The sequence below is a fragment of the Pseudomonas sp. CC120222-01a genome (assembly GCF_003097235.1).
GTDB lineage: Bacteria > Pseudomonadota > Gammaproteobacteria > Pseudomonadales > Pseudomonadaceae > Aquipseudomonas.
On the sequence record NZ_QEQQ01000003.1, the window covers coordinates 35473 to 60111 of the forward strand.

23 protein-coding genes are annotated in these 24639 nt (G+C 60.8%); 13 read left to right on the plus strand and 10 right to left on the minus strand.

The features are described from left to right. Positions 1–12: 12 nt before the first annotated feature. Positions 13–921, minus strand: a complete 909-nt coding sequence (locus N430_RS05650; protein WP_110634503.1) for a LysR family transcriptional regulator — start codon at positions 919–921, stop codon at positions 13–15. Positions 922–1270: 349 nt separating this feature from the next. Between N430_RS05650 and katG the strand changes: the two genes are divergently transcribed. The 3 genes from katG (at position 1271) to N430_RS05665 (ending at position 6503) form a co-directional block, all read left to right on the plus strand. Continuing rightward, the gene (gene katG / locus N430_RS05655; protein WP_110634500.1) at positions 1271–3526 is read left to right on the plus strand and encodes a catalase/peroxidase HPI; all 2256 of its coding nucleotides are present in this window, start codon (positions 1271–1273) and stop codon (positions 3524–3526) included. A 250-nt stretch (positions 3527–3776) separates the two neighbouring features. Beyond that, positions 3777–4988, plus strand: coding sequence for a M24 family metallopeptidase (locus tag N430_RS05660; protein ID WP_110634497.1), 1212 nt, complete (start codon positions 3777–3779; stop codon positions 4986–4988). A gap of 180 nt (positions 4989–5168) precedes the next feature. Further along, positions 5169–6503: an MFS transporter gene (locus N430_RS05665; RefSeq protein WP_110634494.1), complete on the plus strand. Its 1335-nt coding sequence runs from the start codon at positions 5169–5171 to the stop codon at positions 6501–6503. A gap of 10 nt (positions 6504–6513) precedes the next feature. Here N430_RS05665 and N430_RS05670 read toward each other — a convergent pair whose 3' ends face one another. Next, positions 6514–7509, minus strand: a complete 996-nt coding sequence (locus tag N430_RS05670) for a GlxA family transcriptional regulator (protein WP_110634490.1) — start codon at positions 7507–7509, stop codon at positions 6514–6516. A 159-nt stretch (positions 7510–7668) separates the two neighbouring features. Here N430_RS05670 and pssA point away from each other — a divergent pair, with 159 nt between their 5' ends. Both pssA and N430_RS05680 read left to right on the plus strand, forming a co-directional pair. Then, the gene (gene pssA / locus N430_RS05675; protein ID WP_110634675.1) at positions 7669–8997 is read left to right on the plus strand and encodes a CDP-diacylglycerol--serine O-phosphatidyltransferase; all 1329 of its coding nucleotides are present in this window, start codon (positions 7669–7671) and stop codon (positions 8995–8997) included. Between the two features lie 295 nt (positions 8998–9292). Beyond that, positions 9293–10459, plus strand: coding sequence for a diguanylate cyclase (locus tag N430_RS05680; protein WP_110634487.1), 1167 nt, complete (start codon positions 9293–9295; stop codon positions 10457–10459). Positions 10460–10573: 114 nt separating this feature from the next. Here the strand turns inward: N430_RS05680 and ppnN are convergent, their stop codons facing one another. Further along, positions 10574–11947: a nucleotide 5'-monophosphate nucleosidase PpnN gene (gene ppnN, locus N430_RS05685; protein WP_060513345.1), complete on the minus strand. Its 1374-nt coding sequence runs from the start codon at positions 11945–11947 to the stop codon at positions 10574–10576. A gap of 63 nt (positions 11948–12010) precedes the next feature. Beyond that, a complete protein-coding gene (locus tag N430_RS05690) occupies positions 12011–13072 on the minus strand; it encodes a YeiH family protein (protein ID WP_110634484.1) in 1062 nt (353 codons plus the stop codon). 111 nt (positions 13073–13183) lie between these two features. Here N430_RS05690 and N430_RS05695 point away from each other — a divergent pair, with 111 nt between their 5' ends. Then, positions 13184–14071 carry a LysR family transcriptional regulator gene (locus N430_RS05695; RefSeq protein ID WP_110634481.1) on the plus strand — a complete coding sequence of 296 codons (888 nt, stop codon included), beginning with the start codon at positions 13184–13186 and terminating at the stop codon, positions 14069–14071. Between the two features lie 11 nt (positions 14072–14082). Here the strand turns inward: N430_RS05695 and pncB are convergent, their stop codons facing one another. The 3 genes from pncB to N430_RS05710 all read right to left on the minus strand — a co-directional run bounded on the left by pncB (position 14083) and on the right by N430_RS05710 (position 16647). Further along, the gene (gene pncB, locus N430_RS05700) at positions 14083–15282 is read right to left on the minus strand and encodes a nicotinate phosphoribosyltransferase (RefSeq protein WP_110634478.1); all 1200 of its coding nucleotides are present in this window, start codon (positions 15280–15282) and stop codon (positions 14083–14085) included. After that, entirely contained in the window at positions 15279–15938 is a 660-nt protein-coding gene (locus N430_RS05705) for an isochorismatase family protein (protein WP_110634475.1), read from the minus strand. Before N430_RS05705 ends, pncB begins: the two co-directional genes overlap by 4 nt. Before the next feature lie 241 nt (positions 15939–16179). Next, a complete protein-coding gene (locus tag N430_RS05710) occupies positions 16180–16647 on the minus strand; it encodes a helix-turn-helix domain-containing protein (protein ID WP_256592084.1) in 468 nt (155 codons plus the stop codon). Positions 16648–17576: 929 nt separating this feature from the next. Between N430_RS05710 and N430_RS05720 the strand changes: the two genes are divergently transcribed. The 3 genes from N430_RS05720 to N430_RS05730 all read left to right on the plus strand — a co-directional run bounded on the left by N430_RS05720 (position 17577) and on the right by N430_RS05730 (position 19344). Then, positions 17577–18107, plus strand: coding sequence for a hypothetical protein (locus N430_RS05720; protein WP_256592085.1), 531 nt, complete (start codon positions 17577–17579; stop codon positions 18105–18107). 79 nt (positions 18108–18186) lie between these two features. Next, entirely contained in the window at positions 18187–18915 is a 729-nt protein-coding gene (locus N430_RS05725; protein ID WP_110634469.1) for a metallophosphoesterase, read from the plus strand. A gap of 57 nt (positions 18916–18972) precedes the next feature. Next, the gene (locus N430_RS05730) at positions 18973–19344 is read left to right on the plus strand and encodes a hypothetical protein (protein ID WP_110634466.1); all 372 of its coding nucleotides are present in this window, start codon (positions 18973–18975) and stop codon (positions 19342–19344) included. A gap of 51 nt (positions 19345–19395) precedes the next feature. Here the strand turns inward: N430_RS05730 and N430_RS05735 are convergent, their stop codons facing one another. After that, positions 19396–19671, minus strand: a complete 276-nt coding sequence (locus tag N430_RS05735; RefSeq protein WP_110634463.1) for a hypothetical protein — start codon at positions 19669–19671, stop codon at positions 19396–19398. Between the two features lie 128 nt (positions 19672–19799). On the opposite strand from N430_RS05735, the gene N430_RS05740 reads away from it, so the two are divergent. The 3 genes from N430_RS05740 (at position 19800) to N430_RS29220 (ending at position 21285) form a co-directional block, all read left to right on the plus strand. After that, on the plus strand, positions 19800–20141 hold the full coding sequence (locus N430_RS05740) for a hypothetical protein (protein WP_256592086.1): 342 nt from the start codon (positions 19800–19802) through the stop codon (positions 20139–20141). A 62-nt stretch (positions 20142–20203) separates the two neighbouring features. Continuing rightward, a complete protein-coding gene (locus N430_RS05745) occupies positions 20204–20518 on the plus strand; it encodes a hypothetical protein (protein ID WP_110634461.1) in 315 nt (104 codons plus the stop codon). A gap of 311 nt (positions 20519–20829) precedes the next feature. Further along, positions 20830–21285, plus strand: a complete 456-nt coding sequence (locus N430_RS29220; RefSeq protein ID WP_133248821.1) for a hypothetical protein — start codon at positions 20830–20832, stop codon at positions 21283–21285. 383 nt (positions 21286–21668) lie between these two features. Here the strand turns inward: N430_RS29220 and N430_RS05750 are convergent, their stop codons facing one another. Together N430_RS05750 and N430_RS05755 are read right to left on the minus strand one after the other, a co-directional pair. Beyond that, complete coding sequence (locus tag N430_RS05750; RefSeq protein WP_110634458.1) at positions 21669–22826, minus strand: S9 family peptidase; 1158 nt, start codon at positions 22824–22826, stop codon at positions 21669–21671. Between the two features lie 164 nt (positions 22827–22990). After that, a complete protein-coding gene (locus N430_RS05755) occupies positions 22991–23941 on the minus strand; it encodes a LysR family transcriptional regulator (protein WP_110634455.1) in 951 nt (316 codons plus the stop codon). A 335-nt stretch (positions 23942–24276) separates the two neighbouring features. On the opposite strand from N430_RS05755, the gene N430_RS05760 reads away from it, so the two are divergent. Then, complete coding sequence (locus N430_RS05760) at positions 24277–24624, plus strand: Rieske 2Fe-2S domain-containing protein (protein ID WP_110634452.1); 348 nt, start codon at positions 24277–24279, stop codon at positions 24622–24624. Positions 24625–24639: the final 15 nt, after the last annotated feature.

Consider the following 24639-nt stretch of genomic DNA (forward strand, 5'->3'; position numbering starts at 1 on the left):
GAGGTCGATGGATCAGCTCGGGCGGGCCATGTACTGCAGGATGCGCTCGCGCAGCCAGCGCTCGGCGGGGTCGTTGTCATGGGCGCCGCTCCAGACCATCGACAGCTCGGCCTCGGTGATCTCGAAGGGCGCCGGGTCGGCGCGCAGGCTGCCATCGTCGGCCAGGGCACAGGCGGCGTAGTCCGGCACGGTGGCGATCATTTCGGTGTTGCGCAGCAGTGCGCGCAGGCTGCCGAACTGCGGCACGGCCAGCACCACCTTGCGGCAGCGGCCGATGCGCGCCAGGTCGAGGTCGATGTTGCCGCTCATGTCACCGGAGAACGACACCATCACATGGGGCCGGGCGCAGTACTCGTCGAGGGTCAGCGGGCCCGGTCGGTCGTCGGCGCGCAGCACCCGCACGCCGATATCGCGCAGCTTGCGGCGCTTGGCGGTGGCCGGCAGGTCGGTGGTGTAGCTCACGCCCACCGAAATCTCGCCGCTGGCCAGCAGGCCCGGCATCAGCAGGAAGTTGGCCCGGCGCACTACCACGCTGATGTCCGGTGCCTCATCGCGCAGCGCCTGCAGCAGGGCGGGGAACAGGCCAAACTCGGCGTCGTCCGACAGGCCCAGGCGGAACTGGTTGCAGCTGCTGGCCGGGTCGAAGTCGCGGGCGCGGCTGATGGCCGAGGAAATCACGTCCATGGCCGGGCCCAGCTCGGCGAAGATCTGCATGGCCCGCGGGGTTGGCTCCATGGCCCGGCCGCTGCGGATCAGCAGCGGGTCGTCGAACAGTTCGCGCAGGCGGGCGAGGGCGGCGCTGACGGTGGACTGGGTGATGAACAGCTTTTCGCCGACGCGGGTCAGGTTGCGTTCGATCATCAGGGCTTCGAAAAGCACCAGCAGGTTCATGTCGACGCGGCGCAGGTCGTTGCGGTTCATGGGGCTTGGCTCACCGGGGCTGGAGGGGTTGGCGGTGTATTGAAGCACGATGCTGGCGGTTGTGCCTTGTATGGATGTGCCGGGGCTATCAGCCTGGAAGAGCCACTCTATTAGAACTCTGCCCAAGCTCGACTAGTCTTTCCCCTGGCCCTACGTAATCCGCCTGCGGGCGGCGCGTCAGCACCTGTGTGCAAGACTGCGCCGCGCGTGGCGTGAGAGCTTCGCAAGCCCCGTGTCGGCACGTGACCGACCAGACCTGATGAAGGGGTAGGCATGAGCCCAGTGCTCGGCTGAAAGAACACCTGGCATAGACCGGAAATCTGGATAACCGACCCAAAGGTAACAGCAGATGTCGAACGAATCGAAATGCCCGTTCCATCAAACCGCAGGTGGCGGCACCACCAACCGTGACTGGTGGCCTGACCAGCTCAACCTCAGGATTCTCCATCAACACTCGTCCAAGTCCAGCCCCGACCCGGACTTCGACTATGCCAAGGCGTTCAAGAGCCTCGACTTCCAGGCCCTGAAAAAAGACCTGACCGCCTTGATGACCGACTCCCAGGACTGGTGGCCAGCCGACTTCGGTCACTATGGCCCGCTGTTCATCCGCATGGCCTGGCACAGCGCCGGTACCTACCGCATCGGCGATGGTCGCGGCGGTGCCGGCTCCGGTCAGCAGCGCTTCGCGCCGCTCAACAGCTGGCCGGACAACGTCAGCCTGGACAAGGCCCGGCGCTTGCTGTGGCCGATCAAGCAGAAGTATGGCAACAAGATCTCCTGGGCCGACCTGATCGTGCTCACCGGCAACGTCGCCCTGGAGTCCATGGGCTTCAAGACCTTCGGCTTCTCGGGCGGGCGCGCCGACGTGTGGGAACCGGACGAAGATGTGTACTGGGGCTCGGAAAAGGTCTGGCTGGGTGGCGACACCCGCTACGGCAAGGAACAGGTCAAAGCCCAGCCACCAGGCCAAGGTGACCTGGTGGCAGAGCCAGCCAAGCGCCCGGAAGAGCAAAGCCGCGATCTGCCTCCCGAACGCAACCTGGAAAACCCGCTGGCTGCCGTGCAGATGGGCCTGATCTACGTGAACCCGGAAGGCCCGGAAGGCAACCCTGACCCGGTGGCCTCGGGCAAGGACATCCGCGACACCTTCGGCCGCATGGCCATGAACGACGAAGAAACCGTGGCGCTGATCGCCGGCGGCCACGCCTTCGGCAAGACCCACGGTGCCGGCCCGGCTGACAACGTCGGCCCCGAGCCTGAGGCTGCCGGCCTGGAACTCCAGGGCCTGGGCTGGGCCAACAAGTTCGGCACCGGCAAGGGTGGTGACGCCATCACCAGTGGCCTGGAAGTGATCTGGACCTCGACGCCCACCCAATGGAGTAACGAGTACCTCAACAACCTGTTCAATTTCGAGTGGGAACTGACCAAGAGCCCGGCTGGTGCCCACCAGTGGCGACCGAAGGAAGGCAAGGGCGCAGGCACCGTGCCGGATGCCCATGATCCGGGGAAAAAGCATGCACCGTCCATGCTCACCTCTGACCTGGCCCTGCGTTTCGACCCGATCTACGGGCCGATCGCCAAGCGCTTCAAGGACAATCCGGACCAGCTGGCAGACGCCTTCGCCCGTGCCTGGTACAAGCTGATCCACCGTGACATGGGCCCGCTGGCGCGCTACCTGGGCCCGGAAATGCCCAACGAAGAGCTGCTGTGGCAAGACCCGCTGCCAAAAGCCGACCAGCCCGTGCTGGGCGAGCAGGACATCGCCGGGCTCAAGGCCAAGATTCTTGCCTCGGGCCTGAGCGTCGCCGAACTGGTTTCCACCGCCTGGGCGGCGGCCTCGACCTTCCGTGGCTCGGACAAGCGTGGTGGCGCCAATGGCGGCCGCTTGCGCCTGGCACCGCAGAAGGACTGGGCGGCCAACCAGGGCACCGGCAAGGTGCTGGCGGCGCTGGAGAAGATCCAGGGCGAATTCAACGCCGGTGGCAAGAAGGTTTCCCTGGCCGACCTGATCGTCCTGGCCGGCTCGGCCGCCGTGGAGAAGGCTGCCAAGGACGCCGGGCACAACGTCAGCGTGGGCTTCCGCCCGGGCCGGGTCGATGCCTCCCAGGCGCAGACCGACGTCGAGTCGTTTGCCGTGCTGGAACCGCTGGCCGATGGCTTCCGCAACTTCAGCAAGGACCGCTACAGCGTCAAGGCCGAGAAACTGTTGCTGGACAAGGCCCAGTTGCTGACCCTCACCGCGCCTGAACTGACCGTGCTGATCGGCGGCCTGCGCGTGCTCGGTGCCAACCATGGTGGCAGCAAGGACGGAGTGTTTACCGACAAGCCCGGCACCCTGAGCAACGACTTCTTCCGCAACCTGCTGGACATGGGCGTGGAATGGAAGCCGACGTCGGCGGACAACGAAAGCTTCGAAGGCCGCGACCGCAAGACCGGGCAGGTGAAGTGGACGGGCAGCCGGGTCGACCTGGTGTTTGGCTCGCATGCGCAGTTGCGGGCGTTGAGCGAGGTGTATGGCAGCAGCGATGGCAATGACAAGTTCGTCAAAGACTTTGTTGCCGCTTGGGTGAAAGTCATGGAGCTGGATCGCTTTGATCTGAAGTGAATGGAGGGCGCTTTGCGCCCTTTTCGCGACACAAGGCCGCTCCTACAGGACAGCGCCAGGTTTGCAGATGGCGCGATACTTGTAGGAGCGGCCTTGTGTCGCGAAAGGGCTGCAGAGCAGCCCCCTGGCCATTGGCAATCTCGCCAATTCCAGGTCGGATAGATACAAAAGCGTCCTCGTTCGTTCTGTTGCAATGCTTGTCAGGCGGCCGGCCTGAACAGCGTGCTCACAACGACAAGGAACACCGACCATGCAAATGCCCCAGACCCTGAAAATCCGCAATGGCGACAAGGTCAAGCCGACCTTCTCCGCGCAGGAGTACGCCGCCCGTCATGCCCGCCTGCGGGCCTACATGGCCGAGCAGGATATCGAGGCGGCCATCTTCACCTCGTACCACAACGTCAACTACTACAGCGACTTCCTCTACTGCTCGTTCGGCCGCCCCTACGCGCTGGTGGTCACCCAGGACAAGGTGGTGTCGATCAGCGCCAACATCGACGGCGGCCAGCCCTGGCGGCGCACGGTGGGCACCGACAACATCGTCTACACCGACTGGCAGCGCGACAACTACTTCGTCGCCATCCAGCAGGCCCTGCCCCTGGCCTCGCGCATCGGCGTCGAATACGACCACCTCAACCTGCAGAACCACGCCAAGCTCGCTGCCTGCTACCCCAAGGCCGAGTTGCTGGACATCGGTGCACCATGCATGCGCATGCGCATGATCAAGTCGGCCGAGGAGCAGGCGCTGATCCGCCATGGCGCACGGGTTGCCGACATCGGAGGGGCGGCGGTGGTCGAGGCCCTGCGCGACCAGGTGCCGGAATATGAAGTGGCGCTGCATGCCACCCAGGCGATGGTCCGCGAGATCGCCCGAAGCTTCCCGGACAGCGAGCTGATGGACACCTGGACCTGGTTCCAGTCCGGGCTCAACACCGACGGTGCGCACAACCCGGTCACCAGCCGCAAGGTCAACAAGGGCGATATCCTCAGCCTCAACTGCTTCCCGATGATCGCCGGCTACTACACCGCGCTGGAGCGCACCTTGTTCCTCGACCATTGCCCGGACGACTACCTGCGCCTGTGGCAGGCCAACGTCGAGGTGCATGAAGCGGGCCTCAAGCTGGTGCGCCCGGGCATGCGTTGCTGCGACATCGCCCGTGAGCTGAACGAGATCTTCCTGCGCCACGACCTGCTGCAGTTCCGCACGTTTGGCTACGGCCACTCGTTCGGCACGCTGAGCCACTACTACGGCCGCGAAGCCGGGCTGGAACTGCGCGAGGACATCGACACGGTACTGGAGCCGGGCATGGTCGTGTCGATCGAGCCGATGATCATGCTGCCCGAAGGGCGGCCGGGGGCGGGTGGGTATCGCGAGCATGACATCCTGATCGTCAATGAACACGGGGCCGAGAACATCACCAAGTTCCCGTACGGCCCGGAGCACAACATCATTCGCAAATAAGCACCGGCGTCGCCTGCTTCGCGGGCTTGCCCGCTCCCACAAGTACTGCACATCGTTCAAAACCAGTGGTGTACCTGTGGGAGCGGGCTTGCCCGCGAAGAGGCCGGCCCGGACAACAAAAAAGCCACTGTATGACCACCAGACCCTGCCGCCAATTAGAAGAATCAGAGGGTACCCGTCATGTCCAGCACCACCTTCAACGCTCCCTCCCTCGACGGCGCCGCACCCGACGCCGAACGCCAGGCCCTGCGCAAGGCCGCGCGTGCCAGCTTCATGGGCAATTTCGTCGAATGGTTCGACTACGCCGCCTACGGCTACCTCGCCACCATCATCGCCGCCACCTTCTTCCCACAGACCGACAAGACCAGCGGCCTGCTGGCAACCTTCGCCGTCTTTGCCCTGTCATTTCTCGTACGCCCGCTGGGCGGCGTGGTCTGGGGGCATGTAGGTGATCGCCATGGCCGACGCAACGCCCTGTCCTTGTCGATCCTGATCATGTCGATTGCAACGTTTTGCATCGGCCTGCTGCCGGGTTATGCGCAGATCGGCCTGTGGGCGCCCGGCCTGCTGTTGCTGATCCGCTTGGTCCAGGGGTTTTCCGCCTCGGGCGAATATGCCGGCGCTGCAGCGTTTCTGGCCGAGTATGCGCCGCCCGGCCGGCGTGGCCTGTACACCAGCATCGTTCCGGCCAGCACGGCGGCCGGGCTGCTCTTTGGTGCGGCATTCGTCGCGGTGCTGCACGAGTTGCTGAGCACCGAGGACCTGCACAGCTGGGGGTGGCGCCTGCCGTTCCTGCTGGCCGCACCGTTTGGCCTGGTCGGCCGCTACATCCGCATGAGCCTGCAGGACACGCCAAAGTTTCTGGAGATGGAGCAGCGCCTGGAGAACAAGGCCTGCATGACCCCGGCGCCGATCCGCGAACTGCTGGCCCGGCATCGTCGCAGCCTGGCCATCGGCCTCGGCGTCACCTGCCTCAATGCCGTGGCGTTCTACCTGCTGCTGAGCTACATGCCGACCTATCTGTCCAGCGAGATGGGCATGAGCGAGCGCGATTCGTTCATTGCCTCCACGGTATCGCTGGCAACCTACATCGGCCTGATTTTCCTGATGGGACGGCTGTCCGACCAGTTTGGCCGAAAGACCATGCTGGTGGTGGCTTCGCTGCTGTTTCTCGGCCTGACCGTACCCTTGTTCAAACTGCTCGACGGGCAGCCGTTGCTGGTGATTCTGGCCATCCAGATCCTCTTCGGCGCAATGCTGGCGATGAACGACGGTACCTTGCCGTGCCTGCTGGCAGAGATCTTCCCGACCCAGGTGCGCTTCAGCGGGTTCGCCTTGAGCTTCAACCTGGCCAATGCGCTGTTTGGCGGGACCGCGCCGTTCATCGCCACCTGGTTGATCCAGGCCACCGGTAGCAAGCTTGCCCCGGCCGGCTACCTGCTGGCGGCAGCGCTGGTCGCGTTGCTGGCCATGTTGATGTGCCGGGAAACGGCGCATTCAGCCCTGCAGGACTGAGCCGCTCCCCTCAGTGCAACGAGGCCTGGCGCCGTTCGCCCAACGGTGACAGGCCGAAGAAGCGGCTGTAACTCTTGGAAAAGTGCGCCGGTGAGCTGAACCCGCAGGCCAGCGCCACTTCGCGCACCTGCACATCACTGCGCAACAGCAGTTCCCGTGCCCGTGACAGGCGCAACTCCAGGTAATACTGGCTGGGAGTGCGCTGCAGGTATTTATGGAACAACCGCTCCAGCTGGCGCACGGTCACTTCGTTGAGGCTGGCCAGCTCCTCCAGCCCCAGCGGCTCCTCCAGGTTCGCCTCCATGATCGCCACCACCTGGCTCAGCTTGGGCTGGCCACTGCCGAGCAAGGTGCGCAACGGCACGCGCTGGCGCTCGCGCTCACCCCTTACCCGGTCACACAGCAACAACTCGGCGGCCTTGGCGGCGATGGCCTGGCCGCCGGCTTGGCGGGCGACCAGTTGCAGCATCATGTCCATGGCCGCCACGCCCCCGGAACAGGTGAAACGGTCGCGGTCCAGTTCGAACAACTGGCTGGAGATGACAATGTCGGGGAAATGTTCCTGCAGGGTCTGCAGGTCTTCCCAGTGAATGGTGCAGCGGTAGCCGTCGAGCAACTCGGCCTTGGCCAGCAGGTAGCTGCCGGTGCAGATCCCGCCCAACGGCAGGCGCTGGCGGGCCAGTTGGCGCAGCCAGTCGATCAGTGGCCGGTTGTTGCCACGGCTGCGGTCGATCGGGTTGGCGCCGACCACGAACAGGGCGTCCAGCGCCGGGGCGTCTGCGATACTGTGGTCGGGCAGCACGCGCATGCCATTGCTGGCCACCACCGGCTCAGGGCTGGCGGCAATCAGCACGGTACGGTACAAGGGGTGGCGCGCTGCCAGGTTGGCCATGCGCAGGGTTTCCACCGCCGATGCCAGGCCAATGGTGGTGAAGTTGGGCAACACCAGAAAACCAAAGGTCCTGGTGGGGTAAGGCATTACGCTTGTAGACGCGGGGTGGACCATTGCGATCTTCCTGTGCAAGCTGAGGCGTTGTTCGTCAGGGGCAGTGGAAAAACAGGCCTCACGTGTTTCTTGTTGTTATGGGTCGTCGCCGGGCTGATCTTACACCCCGCGCGCAACGGCCAGGAATGGACCTGATTGCAGAATAAGAAGGTGATCTACGTGAACCCCGAATCCATGCTGGCGGCGCTGCCAGGTTTCGCCATTGCGCCTGAGGCGATCCAGGTATTGCCCGATGCTGCGGCCTACCGTACCTGCCTGCTCGAACGCATCGCCAGCGCGACCCGGCGTATCGTCATCGTCGCCTTGTACCTGCAGGAAGACGAGGCTGGCCAGGAGGTGCTCGATGCCCTGTACCAGGCCAAGGCCGAGCGGCCGGGCCTGGAGATCGTCATCGTGGTCGACTGGTTCCGTGCCCGCCGTGGCCTGCTGGGGGCCGGGCGCCAACCGGGCAATGCGGCCTGGTACCAGGCCCAGCGCCAGTTGCGTGGGCTCGACGTGGTGATCCATGGCGTGCCAGTGCAGACCCGCGAGCTGTTCGGCGTGCTGCACCTCAAAGGCAGCGTGATCGACGATTGCGTGATCTATACCGGCGCCAGCCTGAACAACGTCTATCTGCACCGTTTCGATCGTTACCGGCTGGACCGTTACCACCTGTTCCAGTCACCGGCCCTGGCCGACGCCATGGTCGATCTGGTCCGGCGCCTGTTGCACTCCACCGCCACGCCGCGCCTGGACCTGCCCGCACCACCGGCAACCCGTAGCCTGCGCGGTGATATCCGGCGCCTGCGAGCACGCTTGCGGCGTATGGTCTATGAGGCACCGCCAGCCATGGCGGGGCAGGGCTTGCGCGTTGTTCCGCTGCTTGGCGTCGGCCGTGGCAACCCGCTCAACCGCACGCTGTGCGCGCTGCTGGCTGCGGCACGCACGCAGATCATCATCAGCACGCCATATTTCAACCCGCCGCGGGTGGTGATGCGCGAGATCGACCATGCGCTGGACCGGGGTGTGCGCATCGAGCTGATTGTCGGCCATCGTACTGCCAACGACTTCTATATCGCCCCGGGCGAGCCGTTCAGCGCCAGCGGCGCCTTGCCGTACCTGTACGAGGACAACCTGCGCGCCTTCGCCCGGCGGCGGCACGCCGCGATTGCCAGCGGCCAATTGCAGATTCGGATCTGGAACGATGCCGGCCATACCTTCCATGCCAAGGGGGTGTGGATCGACCAGCGCTATTCGCTGCTGACCGGCAACAACCTCAACCCGCGCGGGTTCAACCTCGACCTGGAGAACGGGTTGCTGATCGATGACCCGCACGGGCAGTGGCTGGTGCCGCGGGCGGTGGAGCTGGAGGGCATTCGCCGGCATGCGCCGCAGATCGGTGCAGCGGATGAACTGGGCGAGAAGGCCGAGCATCCCAAGGAAGTGCGCAAGTTTTTGCGGCGCCTGCGCTACAGCCGGCTGGAGCCGTTGATCAAGCGGGTGCTCTGAGGTCGCCTGTTCCGGCCTCTTCGCGGGCACGCCCGCTCCCACAGGTAAAGCGCAGCCCTCGAACCCTGTGACTCTCCTGTGGGAGCGGGCATGCCCGCGAAGAGGCCGGTGCAGGCAACGAACGTGACCGCCGCGTAGCACGCGCTATCATTAGCCGGGGCTACGCAACGGGCATGACGACGGTGGGAAGGATGCATTCATTTGCGTGCAACGCGACGCTTCGCCCCTCTGAAAAGTCATCTCAAGCGCATACAATCACGCCTTTTCCATGTTAACCAGACAGGCCAATCCGTATATGGCGCTTGATCCACCCACGATGCTGACGATCACCATCGCCCTGGCCGCTGCGGCGGCGTTGTACCTGGCGATCGAGTGGCGCAGTGTCCGCGAATCGTCGCTGCTGTTCTGGAGCGCCGGTTTTGCCACCATCACCGTCGGCTCGACCCTGGCCCTGTTGCGCGGGATCGGGCTGCTGCTGATCGGTATCTGGTTCGCCAATGGCTTGCTGGTGGTCGCCCACGCGTTCTTTCTGTTGGGCGTGGTGCGCTTTACTCAGGCCCGGCTGTCGCGGGCGTGGTTGCTGATCGTGCTCGTGTGGTTCGGCCTGTTGCTGCTGCCCGTGGGGCCGCAGTGGTCGAAAGTGATGCTGATGGTCAACTCGCTGCTGGTGGCGTTGCTCACGCTCAAGGCCAGTTACCTGCTGCGGCCCCATGGTAAGTCGCTGAGCGTAGGGGCGGTGCAGTTGCGCTACGTGCTGCTGATCCATGGCCTGTTCTATGTGGCCAAGGCGATCGTGGCGGTGACGCCGGGCACACTGATCGACCTGGCGACCTTTGGTGGCCTGATCATCCAGATTTCACTGGTCGAAGGGGCGATGGCGATCATGCTGATCGCGTTGTCGATGACCGGCACCGTGCGCTATCGCCGTGAAGAGCGTATCGCCCGGCTGGCTGCCCGCGATCCCCTGACTGCGCTGTACAACCGGCGTGCCCTGGAAGTGCGGGCCACGCACCTGTTCAAGGCGGTCAGCCCGGCCCAACCTGGGGCGTTGCTGCTGATCGACATCGACAATTTCAAGCTGGTCAACGACCTGCATGGCCATGCGGCGGGTGACCGCCTGCTTATCGCGTTGAGCGAGATGATCCGTGCCGTGCTGCCGGAGCGGTCGTTGGCCGCGCGGCTGGGCGGCGATGAGTTCGTGATCCTGCTCAGCGATGCCAGCAGCGAGAAGGTGGTGGAGCTGGGTAGCCAGCTGCGCGACCAGTTCCAGCAGTTTGCCCGGGAGGCGATGCCGACCCCGCAGGCGGTGACCTTGAGTATCGGCGCCAACCTGTTCGACCAGCCGCCGGCCAGCCTGGCGGCGTTGATCGAGCAGGGGGATGTGGCGTTGTACCAGTCCAAGCGGGGGGGGCGTGACAGCATTCGCCTGGTGGACCGGACTGTGGCGAGTCCTGTCAGATAGCAAGGGGCTGCTTTGCAGCCCTTTCGCGACACAAGGCCGCTCCTACAGGAGACCGCGTTCCCTTGTAGGAGCGGCCTTGTGTCGCGAAAGGGCCGCAAAGCGGCCCCGGCGATCTCAGGTCACAACCTGATAGCAAGGCACATAAGCCGCCCCGCCCGGCAATTTCATCCGGTGCTGGTCGACAAACGCCTGCAACAGGCGCCCCAGCGGCTCCAGCACCGCCGCATCACCACGGATCTGATACGGCCCGTGCTCCTCGATCAGCCGGATCCCCTTGTCCTTCACGTTGCCCGCGACGATCCCGGAAAACGCCCGGCGCAGGTTGGCCGCCAGTTCATGCGCTGGCAAATCACGGCGCAGGGCCAGTTCGGCCATGTTGGCGTGGGTCGGGTCGAACGGGTGCTGGAAGCCGCCGTCGATCTTCAGCAGCCAGTTGAAGTGGAAGGCGTCGTTGCGCTCGCGGCGGAACTGCTTGACCTCCTTGAGCCCCTCGACCATGTGCCGGGCCACTTCGGCCGGGTCATCGATGATGATCTGGTAGTGACGCTGCGCCGCCTCGCCGAGGGTGGCGCCGACGAACGCATGCAGCTGCTGCAGGAACGGTTCGGCGCTGCGTGGCCCGGTGAGCACCACCGGGAAGGGCAGGGCCTGGTTGTCCGGGTGCATGAGAATGCCGAGCAGGTAGAGGAATTCCTCGGCAGTACCGGCGCCGCCGGGGAAGATGATGATGCCGTGGCCGACACGGACGAAGGCTTCCAGGCGCTTCTCGATGTCCGGCAGGATCACCAGTTCGTTGACGATCGGGTTCGGCGCCTCGGCGGCGATGATGCCCGGTTCGGTCAGGCCCAGGTAGCGGCTGCCGTGCATGCGCTGCTTGGCATGGGCGATGGTCGCGCCCTTCATCGGGCCCTTCATCACGCCCGGGCCGCAGCCGGTGCAGATGTCCAGCTTGCGCAGGCCCAGTTCGTGGCCGACCTTCTTGGTGTACTGGTACTCCTCGCTGCTGATCGAGTGGCCGCCCCAGCACACCACCATCTTCGGTTCCACGCCAGGGCGCAGGGTGCGGGCGTTGCGCAGCAGGTGGAAGACATAGTCGGTGATGCCCTGGGAGCTTTCCAGGTCGATGCGCTGGCTGGCCAGCTCGCTTTCGGTGTAGACGATGTCGCGCAGGGCGCTGAACAGCATCTCGCGGGTGCTGGCGATCATTTCGCCATCGACGAAGGCGTCGGCTGGAGCGTTCAGCAGCTCCAGGCGCACGCCGCGGTCTTGCTGGTGAATGCGGACTTCGAAGTCCTTGTACGCCTCGAGAATGGTCTTGGCGTTGTCGACATGGGCGCCGGTATTGAGAATGGCCAGGGCGCACTGGCGGAACAAGGTATAGAGGCTACCGGTACCGACTTCACTCAGTTGCTGGACTTCACGTTGCGACAGCGTCTCCAGGCTGCCTTTGGGGCTGACGGATGCATTGATGACATGGCGTTGAGGCATCTAAGTCGTTCCTGTGCAGGTAAAAACATCCTTGCAAGACAACACCATACCGATCCCTGCACGTCAACCTAAAAGGCGTTGTACACCCAGGGTGATCGCCATGCCGCCACCCACCAGCCACAGGTTGAGGATCGCCCCGGTGATCAGTGCCTTGGGCCCGGCCTGGCGGATCTGGCCCCAGCGGGTTTCCATGCCCAGTGCGGTCATGGCCATGGTCAGGGCGAAGGTGTCCAGGCTGTTGATGGTCTGGGTCACGCTACCTGGCAGTACCTGCAGCGAGTTCACCAGCACCAGGGCGAGGAAGCCAAAGGCGAACCAGGGCATGGCGATGCGGCCATTGCCTTGGGCCTGGCCCGGCTGGCGCGAACGGCTGATCCACAGGCCGACCACCAGCAGTACCGGCACCAGCAGCATCACCCGGGTCATCTTGACGATGGTGGCGATGTGCGTGGCCTCGGGGCTGACGTTGCTGGCCGCGCCCACCACTTGCGCCACTTCATGAATGGTCCCGCCGAGGAACAGGCCGGCACCCATCGTGTCCAGGGGCAGCCAGCCGGCATTGATCGCCAGCGGGTAGAGGAACATCGACAAGGTCCCGAACAGCACCACGCTGCCCACTGCCATGGCGCTCTTGTGCGGGGCGCTGCGCAGCGCCGATTCGAAGGCCAGCACGGCGGCGGCGCCACAGATCGCGCTGCCGGCTGCGGTGAGCAGGGCGGTGTCGCGGTCGAGTTTGAACAGCTTGGTGCCGCACCACAGGCCGATCAGCAAGGTGCTGGTCACCACCAGCAGCGAGACGGTCAAGCCGGACCAGCCGACTTCGGCGATCTCCTGCAGGCTCACGCGCAGGCCGAAGAAGGCCACGGCGATGCGCAGCAGGCCGCGAGCCGAGAAGTTGATACCGGCCGCCCAGCTGGCCGGCACGCCATCGCGCAGGGCGTTGCCGTACAAGGCGCCGGCGACGATACCGACGATCAGCGGGCTGATGCCCAGGCCGGCGATGGCGGGCACGGCCGCCAGCTGGGTGACGGCCAGCGCGAACAACGCGACGAACAGGATGCCGTTGAGCCGCCCTCGGGTAGAGAGAGTGGGCGCCAACGCAGGGTTGGAAGTTGCCGTGGCCATGTGAGTCCTCCGGGAAAGTGTTTCGACATGGCCTACGTTAATCTGGTTATAAGCTTATAAAAAATCGTAATTTAGGATGGCAAATATCCGTCTAGCTGATACTTTGAAGATATGACCCCAGAACAGCTGATAACCTTCGCCACCGTTGCCGAGCACGGCAACATCAGCCATGCGGCCCTGGCCCTGCATCTGTCGCAACCGGCGGTGTCCGGCCAGCTCAAGTTGCTGCAGGAAGACTTTGGCGAGCCTCTGTACCAGCGTGCCGGCCGTGGCGTGCGCCTGACCGCTGCCGGCGAGCAACTGCTGGCCCATGCCCAACGCCTGCGCGACACCTTCCGCCAGGCCCAGGCCCTGTGCGAGGCCATGCGCGGGCTGGAACGCGGCACCTTGCGCATTGGCGCCAGCACCACGCCGGCCAGCTACCTGCTGCCGTACCTGATCGCCGATTTCCATGGGCGCTATCCGGAGGTGCTGGTGACCACGTCCCACGGCAATACGGCAGAAATCGTCGCAGCACTGGACAGCGTCGACATCGCCCTCATCGAAGGCCCGCCAGGGCAGGAGCTGCCACTGGGCACCGAAGTGACGGCATGGCGCGAAGACGAGATCGTCGCCATCGTGCCGCGCGACCATCCTTTGGCAGGTGCCGAGCAGCAAGGCCTGCAGGCGCTGGGGGCGTACCCATTGGTGCTGCGTGAGAGTGGTTCGGGGGTGCGCCAGATCGTCGAGCGGGCATTTGCCCGGCACGGTGTGGCCATGCGTGTGGCGCTGGAGATCGCTGGGGTGGAAGGCGTGAAGGAGGCGGTACGGGCCGGCATGGGGATTGGCTTTGTCTCGGCCATGTCGATCCGTCATGAGGATGGCGTACTGCGACAGCTGAGAATTGCGCCTGAACCGCTGGTGCGGCGCTTTTCCATCCTCTTGCCCCATGCCGCCACGCCGTCGCGGGCGGCTGCGCGGTTCATGGAGCTGTGCGTGGGGGCGTCAGAGGTGGTTTAGCAGCACTGCCGTCAGTTCACCTTGAACACATGCTTCATGTAGGCCACGAAGTTCTCGTCCCGGCACTGGGTCTTGCCCGGGCTGTCGGAAATCTTCGCCACGGGCGCGCCATTGCAGTCGGTCATCTTGATCACGATGTTCATCGGCTCCACCCCCGGGATGTCGCAGGTCAGCCGGGTACCGATGCCGAAGCTCACGTTGATCCGCGTGTGCAACGCCCGGTACAGGCCCAGCGCCTTGGCGAAGTCCAGCCCGTCGGAGAAGATCAGCGTCTTGCCCTTCGGGTCGATCCCCAGCCGTTCATAGTGGGCGATGGCTTTCTCCGCCCACACCAGCGGGTCCCCGGAGTCGTGGCGCAGGCCGTCGAACAGCTTGGCGAAGTACAGGTCGAAATCACCCAGGAAGGCGTCCATGGTGATGCAGTCGGTCAAGGCGATGCCCAGTAAACCACGGTACTCGCGCACCCAGCCTTCCAGCGCGGCGGCCTGGCTGTCGACCAGCCGTGGGCCGAGCTGCTGGTGCGCCATGAACCATTCGTGGGCCATGGTGCCGAGCGGCTTGAGTTCGAGCTCGCGTGCCAGGTGCACGTTGCTGGTGCCGACGAAGCGGCCGGGGAAGTCGTGCTTGAGCAGGTACACCACTTCTTCCTGCACCCGGTAGGAAAAGCGCCGCCGGGTACCGAAGTCGGCCAGCTGGAAACCGGCCAGCTCGTCGGCACTGGCCTCGGCCTTGAGCCAGTCCATTTTCTGGTACAGGCGCTCGCCCACCTGTTCGAGTACCACGTCGCGATAGCGGTAGCGATTGCGCACCTCGCTGATGATCGCCAGCAACGGGATCTCGTAGAGGATCACGTGCAGCCACGGCCCGCGCACGCGGATCGCCAATTGCCCGGCGGCGTCCAGGCCGACCTGCACATAGCGCAGGTTGAAGCGGAACAGGCTGAGGAAGCGGATGAAGTCCGGCTTCAGGAACGGGATCTTCTCCAAATAGGCCAGCTGGTCGTGGGTGACGGTGACTTCGCTCAGTTGCTCGATCTGGTAGCGGATCTCCGCCAGGTAAGGGGAGAGGTCTTCATTGTTGCGGCAGCGGAACTCCCACTCCACCTCGGCGTTGGGGTAGTTGTGCAGCACCGCCTGCATCATGGTGATCTTGTAGAAGTCGGTGTCCAGCAGGTTCTGGATGATCCGTGGGCCGAAAACGCTTTCGCTCATGGGCGGTCTTCCTTGATCAGAGAGAGCTGGTAGTCGAGCGCGGCTTCATCGCCGCACAGGATCACGCCTTCGGCGGCCAGCGCACCGCAGGCGGTGATAGCGCCTTCCTGGGTCAGGGCGCGGCAGGCCGGCAGGTACAGCAGCACCTGGAAGCCAGCCTGGCGCAGTTGCCGGGCGGTGGTCTTGACGCAGTAGTCCAGGGCCAGGCCGCCGACGATCACAGCGCCGACCTCCTGCACCTTCAGGTATTCGATGACCCCGGTGGAGCGGCGCTCGGCGAGGTCGTGGAAGCAGGCGCCGTAGGGGTGCAGGTCGGGCTCGACGCCTTTCCAGACGAAGTAGTCGTAATCGATCGGGGCGGGCAGGCCGGGCAGCAGTTCGAAGCCGGGAGTGCCGGGGACGCAGTGGCTGACCCAGGTCAGGTCGGCGTTGGCCAGGGTCAGCGGCTGCAGCATCTGGCCGGGCTCGGCCACCACCCACGCCGCATTGGCAGGGTGAGCGTCCTTGCTGCCCAGGCGCAGGTCGGCGCGCAAGGCCATGGCGTTGAGGTCCGGGGCGATCTCGTTGCCTTCCGGCACCGGCAGCTCCTGAGGGGCGTTGGCAGTGAAGCCGTTTTCTGGACACCTGGCTTTCAGTGTCAATTTCTGAGCAGTCATCACGGCTAGCACCCCACCTTTTGTCGATTCTGGTGAACGACCCAATTCTCCAAGTGATGCGTGGATGAGAAAGGATAGGTGCGATCATGACGGGGAGTGGACAGAACCTCTCAAGGCGTGATCCCTGACTTGGCTGGTTTGTCCTAAACGGCTCGATGTTTCCCCTAGCCTTAGCTACATCCAATACCTGTAGGGTCATGATCCCGTCGTCAATCCCTTCCGCATCCCTGATAAATCTCAATCACGAGTCACGCAGCCAGTACCGCCTGACAGTCGTCGGAGGTAATCCAAGCTCTCGAGCTATTGCTGCTTGAGTTTTGCCCTGCCGTTTGAGGTCAAGGACTGCTTGCACCCGTTCAGCATCAGCAGTTGTGCCTCTGGGGCGCTTTACCATCACACCGTTTTTGATCTGACCCTCAATGAGTAGCAAGCCATCTGCTTTGATGAAGTTTTCGACTTCCTTCAAGGCACTGTGAAGCTGATCCTTAGGAGAATTACCGTCTCGCACCCCTAAGCTCAGAGCCAGCAGCGTGAGGACGCTGATGTCCAGTGACTGAGCAAGCTTCAGTAGGGTTGGGAGCGACGGGTGAATTTTTGCGCCTTCGATCAGGCTAAGACTGTTCTGTGTTGCGGCACCTGACATCGCCTCGAAGCTCAAACCCTTCATCTGCCGCACCGCTCTTATGGCTATGGCCAGCTCGTCCTTCACTTTTATGCGTCTCAAAAGGCAGGATAAAGCCACAGCTGCTTTCGACCACCAAATACATTTCGTTGTTATTGGTGGTTGATTTCCCTATGATGGCCATCCGGTGGGTGCGGCGGTGATTGATGAGCTCAGTTGTGCCAGCGGTTCGGCTATCCGGAGGCAGTCAGGTTGCCGCAGTACCGTGCACCGACGCCTAAATCAGCCCGGGTACTCAGGAGGTCAAGTAGCAGTGTTAGTAACCTATGGCAGCGAGCTTATGGGGCAGTTCAACGCCCCAGATGGGGCCCGAATGCTCTGGAGAACAGTTGACATTAGTCGGTGTGAGTATTCGTTTTTGATCGAGGGGATGGGGCTTGAGGACGGTTGCATCGGGCCTGTAGCTCACCTGGTGACGGATGTCCCGACCGTGCAGAAAATGCGTAATGCGGAGATCGGTAACTTTTTGAGCGTGAGCAAGATCCATCTCATTACGCCGTCCGATAAGAACCGGCATGGATCGTACGCTATGGAACTGCTCTCCGAGATCCGAATGCAGCCTGGTACTGAGGCCCGCCCGGTATACGAGTTCGTCACTCAGAACGGCCACATCTATTCGAGCGCCAGGTAGCTGTGTAGCGAGTGTGTAGTACGCCGATGCGATTTTCCTTCAAGTTCGCATCTGAAAATTGTGAGCATTTCTCACCAGATCGAGGGGTGCGAAGTTCCAGAAGTTCTAATGCCACAGGGCATCTGAGAAATCGGAAAATTCCCACAACCCGCAGTAGCGGAGAGGGATAAAGAAGCAGGCTGACCTCAGCACTGTTTTTTCGTTTATCGCGCAGCTGACTCAGCACATCGACGCACACTGATTTCGAGGCGGTGGGGATGCTTGCGCGCTGTAAAAATTGCAGGAGCAGATTTTGTTCAAATTTGATTGCAGGCAGGTCACTGGGGTGATCGAAACCCTCCATGTCGCGAGCACGGAGCAGGGCACGGTAACGGCCTACATGGTCATCGATGGGCAGGTGCTTCCCAAAGTGCTGCTGCCAGGGAAGATCTACGAGGAGCTCGACAAGGGACAGCGAGTGACCCTGTACGGCATCTTCACCAAGAAGAAGGACAAGATGGAGAACAAAGCCGTCATCTACGCCATGAAGGGCGAGAACGGCACGCTGGTGGCAGCCCGTGAGTATCAGGTCAAGGTGCCTATTCTCATCTTGGTGTCTGCCATTCCTGTGATGATTTTGACCTTCATCATCGGCTGCTTCGCATCTCCGTACTTCATCTACCTGGTTACGGGTAGCGAGAATCCGGATTACCTCGTGCCGACCACCTTCGTCTGGGCGTTCTGGGAAGGCATCATCTCGGGTCTGGTCATGGTTGGATTTGCGATTAACTTCATCCGGAAGAGCAACGACCCAGAGGGTTGGGCGCCGATCGGCATTGCTGAGCTTTCTCAGCGGTTCAGTAAAGCGTTCAAGTAATTGCTGGTAGCCAGGCCTCCACTCCGTTGGAGGCACTGGATAAGCGATTAGCCTGCCGATACGGAGACCACGCAATACGATGAGAATCACGGTCTACTCAGATCTCCATCTGGAGTTCACCGACTTCCAACCTCCAGCGATAGATGCCGATCTGATTGTTTTGGCCGGCGATATCTCTGTGCGTGGGCGAGGAGTGGCGTGGGCGAACGACACTTTCGAATGCCCGGTGATCTACGTCTGCGGAAACCACGAGTTCTACAAGGGCCACATCGACCGGACGCTCACCAAAATGCGTGACGCTGCTGCTGAGCACGTGCACATCTTGGATAACCAGACTCTCATCATCGGTAACACGCGCTTCCTAGTCGCGACAGCCTGGACGGACTACACGGCCACGGGCGACTACAAGGCTGCGATGAGGGTGTGTGCCGAGTGGATGACCGACTTCAAGAGGATCCGGATCGGGGAGGGGTACAGCAAGCTTCGGCCTGTGGATCTCATCGCTCGGAACATCGCCACTCGAGAATTCCTGGCGACAGAGCTGGCAAAGGATTTCGACGGCAAAACCGTGGTGATCACCCATCATTGCCCCATCCAGGAAGTCGCCGGCGATGGTCATGAAGGTCATCTCGGCGCGGCGTACTTCAACCAGTGGCATGACCTGGTCGCTCAAGCTGATGTCTGGGTTTTTGGTCACACGCATCACGCGGTCGACACGGTCATTTCCGGCTGCCGACTTGTATCGAACCCTCGAGGCTATCCAGGCGAGCGCACCGGCTTCTCGCCGGATTTCACCATCGAGATTTAAATTGCCGTGAGGCGTTGCACGAGCGACGAGCACCAGCGGCAGAAGTAGGAAGAACGAATGTCAGACGAAGTCGTCATGGAGTATCACGTCAAAGAGCTCTCGGATTTCCAGCTCAAGCGGATCGCTCGTGCCATGGCTCAGCAATATCCTGTGCCGATCACAGCCTACCTGAGCGATGTGTTCATCTCATCAGAGTGCGCCGCAGGAATCGTCTTTGGCCATAGCGATCCGGGGCCCTACGAGCAGCACGCGGACGGGCACATTCTGCAGACCGCCCCGATCTACGAATTGCGAAGGTTTGGCCGGTTCTGGGTGGTGTCTACGAACAGCGGCAACTACGTGTTGGCGACGTTCAAGCGAGGTTATGGGAGGAGAAGTTTGAGGGCGCTCATTGCTGTTGCTGACAAACCAGATTTGCCAGCTGCTTGATCATGGTAGCCACGCGCCTCCATGCGCTAGAGCATCGAATCGAGGCGCAGTTCAACTGGTTCTTAAGACAATGCGCCTCCGATTAACGCTGCTGAGAATTTTGTAATCTCGAAGTCGATCGGTTGTGAGATGCCCCGCATCCACCAAGCCCTGGATGTAGCCTTCAGCTTTGCCGCGAGCTTCACGCAGGTCAGCTTCCGTGCTGCTGAGGTGGATGTCATCAACGATGAGTTGCCAGCGCTTGTTCTGACGAACACCAATCGGGTCATCGGAGAACACAGGGGCGGTGAGAAGAGTTTCGTAGTAGCCAGGAACAGGATTGCTCAAGTAGGCGCTCCGCAGATTGAACCTCTGTGTAGGCTAACATGCTCGCGCTCAATCGCCTGTTACTGGTGGGTACATTGGTATGCGTCTCGTGAGGAGTGCTCCGAGATCGTCATGTATAGGAGAGAAAAATGGTTAAACGCCGAGCGCCGCTTTCCACGTCCAAGATCGTCAATGTCTCGCCATCAGCCATGCCCAGCACGGTAGCCAAGGCGATGCAGATCGATTTCAATTTGGAGGTCACGGCGTACCTATCTTCGGTGGAGTACGGGCCGCACGAGCTTTTCCTGAGAGGTGTTGTCTTCGGTGACCGTGAGCGGCGGTTTGATGATGGTGATCCCATTCGCACCTCCAACATCGTGACCTACGAAGAGCTCCTGGGCTATGTGATTGCGCGCACCCTCAACAGCACATACGTCGTCTGCGACTGGGCGGCAGATGGTGCGAGAGGGGGCTCAAAGGCTCAGCACTAGCACTGCTAGCTCAGCTTTTGATTTGGTAATTCACCACCTGACAGCGGCGAGGGGAATAGCAGATGAAAGTCGCTAGCGAAACCGATCCAGGTATGGTCACAGATGTCATCTGCGACATGTGTGGAGATTCAACACGTGTTGCGGCCGGTGAGCTTCAGTACGGGACGATGCATGCGTCATGGGGCGAGGGTTCCCCACATTCCGGTGAGGAGTACGAACTGCACCTATGCGAGAACTGCTTCTTTGTGCAGGTTTCAACCATGAAGCGGACGCGATGGGTTGGCGTAATGTTTGAGGAAGAAGGAGATGCCATTCTCCAAAACGATGCATACGGGAGAGTCAGCAAAAGCAGCAGTTTTGGTGAAAGCCATGACTGACCGACCTGAATTGTGGTTCGGCTATCGTCTTACCAGCTCAGTATCGTCTGGAAATTCAATTGCCAGGTATCGATATAATTAGGTGTGAGTTGCATGCAGGGATTATTGTGGTCTTGCATGATTTATAAATATTAGCTATTGCTTGTGTGTGCGGTTGGCTGAGCTAGGAACAACAGCTTTAATTTTTTCTCTCAGTGCTGGATTCTTGCCTCTGCCAGTTAGAAGCACATTGCCATTGTAATATTGATCAGTTGACCACGATAAAGTTTATAGGGATCATTAGCATATGATTGCAAGCTGAGGATTCTCGATTGGCCTACGAAATAAGTGTTTCAACATGTGAGACGCACAGCACGGTGTGTTTGGATTTTTCTCGTATTAGTGAGGAATTCGCCATCGTCAGGCTCGACCGTTTCCAGTGTGCTGGCTGGGTCCTTAGCGCTATCATGCAAGTCGAGCGCTTGGTCGAGGAGGGATGCGTGTGGCTGAACCCCGAAATCGCAGTAAATGCGCTCGTGAGGTTTCCACAATTTGAAGTGAATATCGCTAGGAGCATAATTGAAGCGGCTACGCTCTCGGCACGTTTTTCTCTTGTATGGAATGCTCTGAGCAGAGAAGAAAAAAGCTCTGCATTAGGTGTAGATTATCGATGCTATCATAATTTTTGGCCAGGATTTGACTACATGGCTCAAGCGGCTGCGGAACATGCAATAGAAGTCAACATGCAGAAAGAGATGATCTCTAATTCACGCTACGCCCTTTGTTGATTTGTTCAGAATGCGCTGGGCTTTGTCTTTGATGGCCGCAGGCGAGTCGTTCGTGGGGTTACTATGACTCGTTGCGCAGGATCGTCTAATGTCGATATTCGTTGTTTATGGATGTAGCGGCCAGTGATAAGCTTGTCAATTCCATAGTTAGCTCATACGACCTAGCCTAGCTAACAGACCATGCGTGGTGGCTGTGTCGCTAGGCTAGGGCGTAAGCCTTTCACTCCGATCATAGGCCTAATGGTATTTTCAGATGAGAGGCGCTATTTCACGAGTAAGCATCTCAATGCTGACGCCTTTTTGTGCCTTCATCTGCCCGAATGGACGGCCATCGATCGAGCTGGATTAGTCTTTTGTTAAGGAAAGTTGCTGATTATGCGGCCTTAGGCAGTCCTTCCGCCCAAGACCTCGGCAACCCAATCAGCAATGATGTGACCTGCGTTGACAGGGTTGTCAAAGCTGGAGTGCTGGACTCCACCTTCTCGCTCGGAAAATACTTTCAGCTGACGGTTCGGGCTGTTGATGAGTTGCTCGTAGGTCCTATGTGCCCATTTCAATGGGATTTGGGAGTCTTTTTCCCCGTGGGTCACCAGGAATGGCACCTTAATCCGATCTAATATGCCATCGAGATGGACGTTTTCAGCAATGCTCATGAATTCGTCCATGTCCTTGGCTCCCCAGACCCACTGGACGTGTGCCCAATAATGCGGAACAGGGAAATCGCCCTCTTTTTCTAGCCGACGTTTCTGCACATCCCGCCAGTCATGGTTGGCTCCCCAGACCACACCGCAAGCAAAGCGTGGCTCAAACGCTACTGCGCGGGGGCAGTAGTAGCCGCCCAGCGATACGCCTTCCATACCAATACGCTTAGGATCCACATCATCCCGGGTCTCCAGCCAATCAACTACACGACTTGCCCAGTGTTCACTGTCAAATCGCGCAGTCAATCCATGCAGGCGGAGTGCTTCACCCGTGCCAGGCTGGTCAACCACCAACGACGAAACACCGCGCTTGGCTAACCAGCTCGGTAGACCAACCCGGTATTTCATTTCTTTCGTCGAGTCGAGCCCGTTGACTTGGACGAGAAGGGGAGCAGGCCCTTCCACGCCTTCAGCTCGCACGTACAGCGCCGAAAGTACCTTGCCCTCGTAAGGGATCTCAACGCGTTCGCAGTTTTCTTTGGAGAGCGTGATGCCTTGGGAGAAGCAGTCGAGGAACTGCTGGAATAGCGCACCACGGCCAGGAGCACCGTGTGCTTGCAGGCGTTCGCAAGTCAAATAGTATGTGGCGGCCCGATTGTACTTTTCACCCGCCGAAAGCATGCGCCCGGCTGCTTCGTCTTCCTTGGCCAACCCCACCAGTTTGTCAGCCATCTTGCTCCAGGTCTCCCTGAATGCTTGAGTGCCCGCGGCATCGGGTTGTTTGGCCGCATCTTGCAGCGGAGCGCACATCTCTTCGATTTCGCCCATTCGGGCGCCCATCTCGATTGCCAGATCAACCGAGAGATTCCAGACGTAATTTGTGGGGAAGTAACGGAACATTCTTATTGTCCTTGTCAGCTTTCAGGGTGGTATCCGCCGCAAGCGGAAACGAAAAATGTAAGCTGACAGAACAGTATGCAGTTGGAAGTGGCTTGGCCAATCGTGAGTGGGGATGCGTGGTATCGCCAAATTCGATGAAGGCATCCCCGTGTATTAGCCCTCACTCATCCGCTTGCTTTAGCCAAGCTGAGGGTTGAACGATGATCGCGCTCGCTTTCGTGAACGAACTCGACAATCTGTTTCCGGAGCCACCTATGCAAAGGGTCGCCTTCCATACTTTTATGCCACTGCATGTTTTCGTGCATCACAGGTATTTTCACTGGGGGAGGAAGTACCTTCAGTGGGATGTATTGGGCGTATAGCTTGGCCAAGCGTTCAGGCATGGTGGCTACACGACGAGTCCCTACCAGCAACTGTGGCAGCGTATTGAAATCTGTGGTGATGACCTCAAGCTTGCGTTTGAACCCGTACTGGCTCATAAACCAGTCCTCAATACTCAGCTGTCGTGAGCGGCCAAACCCTACGCTGATGTGCCCCATCTGCATGTACTGCTCGAGCGTCAACGAGGTCCCGACTTCGGGGTTGTCCCGCCAAACCACACAGACGTGTTCCTCCTCGAACAGCAGCGCTGTCGGATGACCTTCAATCACGTAGCGCTCAGGGAAAATGATGAGATCTATCTCTCCTCGAGTAGCCATTTCAATGGCTTGCTCACCAGGAGGATGCAGCTCAAAAGTAATTCCTGGAGCGATGTCATGAATTCTCTGAATGAAGCGGGCGAAGACCACACTGATCAAATAATCTGATGCTGCGATCCGGAAGTGACGCTTACTCGAGGTCGGATCACAGACAGGTTTTGTGGTTATGGACGAGCGGATCGTGAGCAGTACCTCACGCACCGGCCCTACCAGTTCCTGGGCATAGGGCGTGGGCTGCATGGTTCGCCCCACCTGCACCAGCAAGTCGTCTTCGAAATATTTGCGTAAGCGAGCCAGTACACCGCTGGTCGCTGATTGAGTCATGTGGAGGCGTTCGGCAGCACGGGTAATGTTCTGTTCGTCGAGCAGAACGTCCAGGGCTACCAGTAGATTCAGGTCTAGGTGCTGAAAGCGCATGGTGATAGCTCACGGTTTTTGTATTTATTTTCGAGATACCCTCCATCCATTTCAAAAAAACGTCAAGCCTGGTTTTTTTGAAGCGGCTACCGCTCCACGGCCACTGAGGCCTCTATCAAGCATCGCAAATTGAGATACCACGTATCGCCATACGCGATTGGTCGGGTACAGCCCTCGCCACCACCCTGCGCTACGAATGTCGTCAGCTGTGAGTACGGGCGTTTACAGGCCGCTAATTTCCGGTATGCCTGGTTTCCTCTGCTGCTCACGCTTTATCCAAGAACGAAGCACCTGTAGTCGACAGCGGGGCGAGTACTGCTGAGACAGGGAATTTGATGAAGTTACAGCCCCTTTGCCCACTGGCCGATATCGGAGAGCTTCAGTCCCGCGGCTTCGATCCGGAGCGCAACGGTTCAGATACGGTTTTCGTCGTACGGCACGGCGGCATTCTTCGCGTCTACGAAAACAAGTGCCCTCATCTGCTTGTCCCTTTGGAGTACCGCAAAAACCGCTTCCTCAGCGCTGATGGTGCGCGAATTATCTGTTACGCGCACGGCGCTCAATTTCGGCCGGAGGACGGGGTTTGTGTATATGGCCCATGTTTGGGCGAAAGGCTGCGGGTCCTAGAGCATGTTGAACATGAAGGATGGATCTGGATCGCAGGGGAGTGTGGTGATACCTAGGTATCGCGCTGCGCG

Excerpts from the sequence above, each read along its gene's own strand:
- katG (WP_110634500.1), top strand. The coding sequence starts at position 1,271 with ATGTCGAACGAATCGAAATGCCCGTTCCATCAAACCGCAGGTGGCGGC.
- N430_RS05750 (WP_110634458.1), bottom strand. The coding sequence starts at position 22,826 with ATGTTCCGTTACTTCCCCACAAATTACGTCTGGAATCTCTCGGTTGAT.
- N430_RS05755 (WP_110634455.1), bottom strand. The coding sequence starts at position 23,941 with ATGCGCTTTCAGCACCTAGACCTGAATCTACTGGTAGCCCTGGACGTT.
- N430_RS05680 (WP_110634487.1), top strand. The coding sequence starts at position 9,293 with ATGGCGCTTGATCCACCCACGATGCTGACGATCACCATCGCCCTGGCC.
- N430_RS05695 (WP_110634481.1), top strand. The coding sequence starts at position 13,184 with ATGACCCCAGAACAGCTGATAACCTTCGCCACCGTTGCCGAGCACGGC.
- N430_RS05760 (WP_110634452.1), top strand. The coding sequence starts at position 24,277 with ATGAAGTTACAGCCCCTTTGCCCACTGGCCGATATCGGAGAGCTTCAG.
- N430_RS05670 (WP_110634490.1), bottom strand. The coding sequence starts at position 7,509 with ATGGTCCACCCCGCGTCTACAAGCGTAATGCCTTACCCCACCAGGACC.
- N430_RS05745 (WP_110634461.1), top strand. The coding sequence starts at position 20,204 with ATGAAAGTCGCTAGCGAAACCGATCCAGGTATGGTCACAGATGTCATC.
- N430_RS05690 (WP_110634484.1), bottom strand. The coding sequence starts at position 13,072 with ATGGCCACGGCAACTTCCAACCCTGCGTTGGCGCCCACTCTCTCTACC.
- N430_RS05725 (WP_110634469.1), top strand. The coding sequence starts at position 18,187 with ATGAGAATCACGGTCTACTCAGATCTCCATCTGGAGTTCACCGACTTC.
- N430_RS05665 (WP_110634494.1), top strand. The coding sequence starts at position 5,169 with ATGTCCAGCACCACCTTCAACGCTCCCTCCCTCGACGGCGCCGCACCC.
- N430_RS05740 (WP_256592086.1), top strand. The coding sequence starts at position 19,800 with ATGGTTAAACGCCGAGCGCCGCTTTCCACGTCCAAGATCGTCAATGTC.
- N430_RS05705 (WP_110634475.1), bottom strand. The coding sequence starts at position 15,938 with ATGACTGCTCAGAAATTGACACTGAAAGCCAGGTGTCCAGAAAACGGC.
- N430_RS05660 (WP_110634497.1), top strand. The coding sequence starts at position 3,777 with ATGCAAATGCCCCAGACCCTGAAAATCCGCAATGGCGACAAGGTCAAG.
- N430_RS05650 (WP_110634503.1), bottom strand. The coding sequence starts at position 921 with ATGAACCGCAACGACCTGCGCCGCGTCGACATGAACCTGCTGGTGCTT.
- ppnN (WP_060513345.1), bottom strand. The coding sequence starts at position 11,947 with ATGCCTCAACGCCATGTCATCAATGCATCCGTCAGCCCCAAAGGCAGC.
- N430_RS05730 (WP_110634466.1), top strand. The coding sequence starts at position 18,973 with ATGTCAGACGAAGTCGTCATGGAGTATCACGTCAAAGAGCTCTCGGAT.
- pncB (WP_110634478.1), bottom strand. The coding sequence starts at position 15,282 with ATGAGCGAAAGCGTTTTCGGCCCACGGATCATCCAGAACCTGCTGGAC.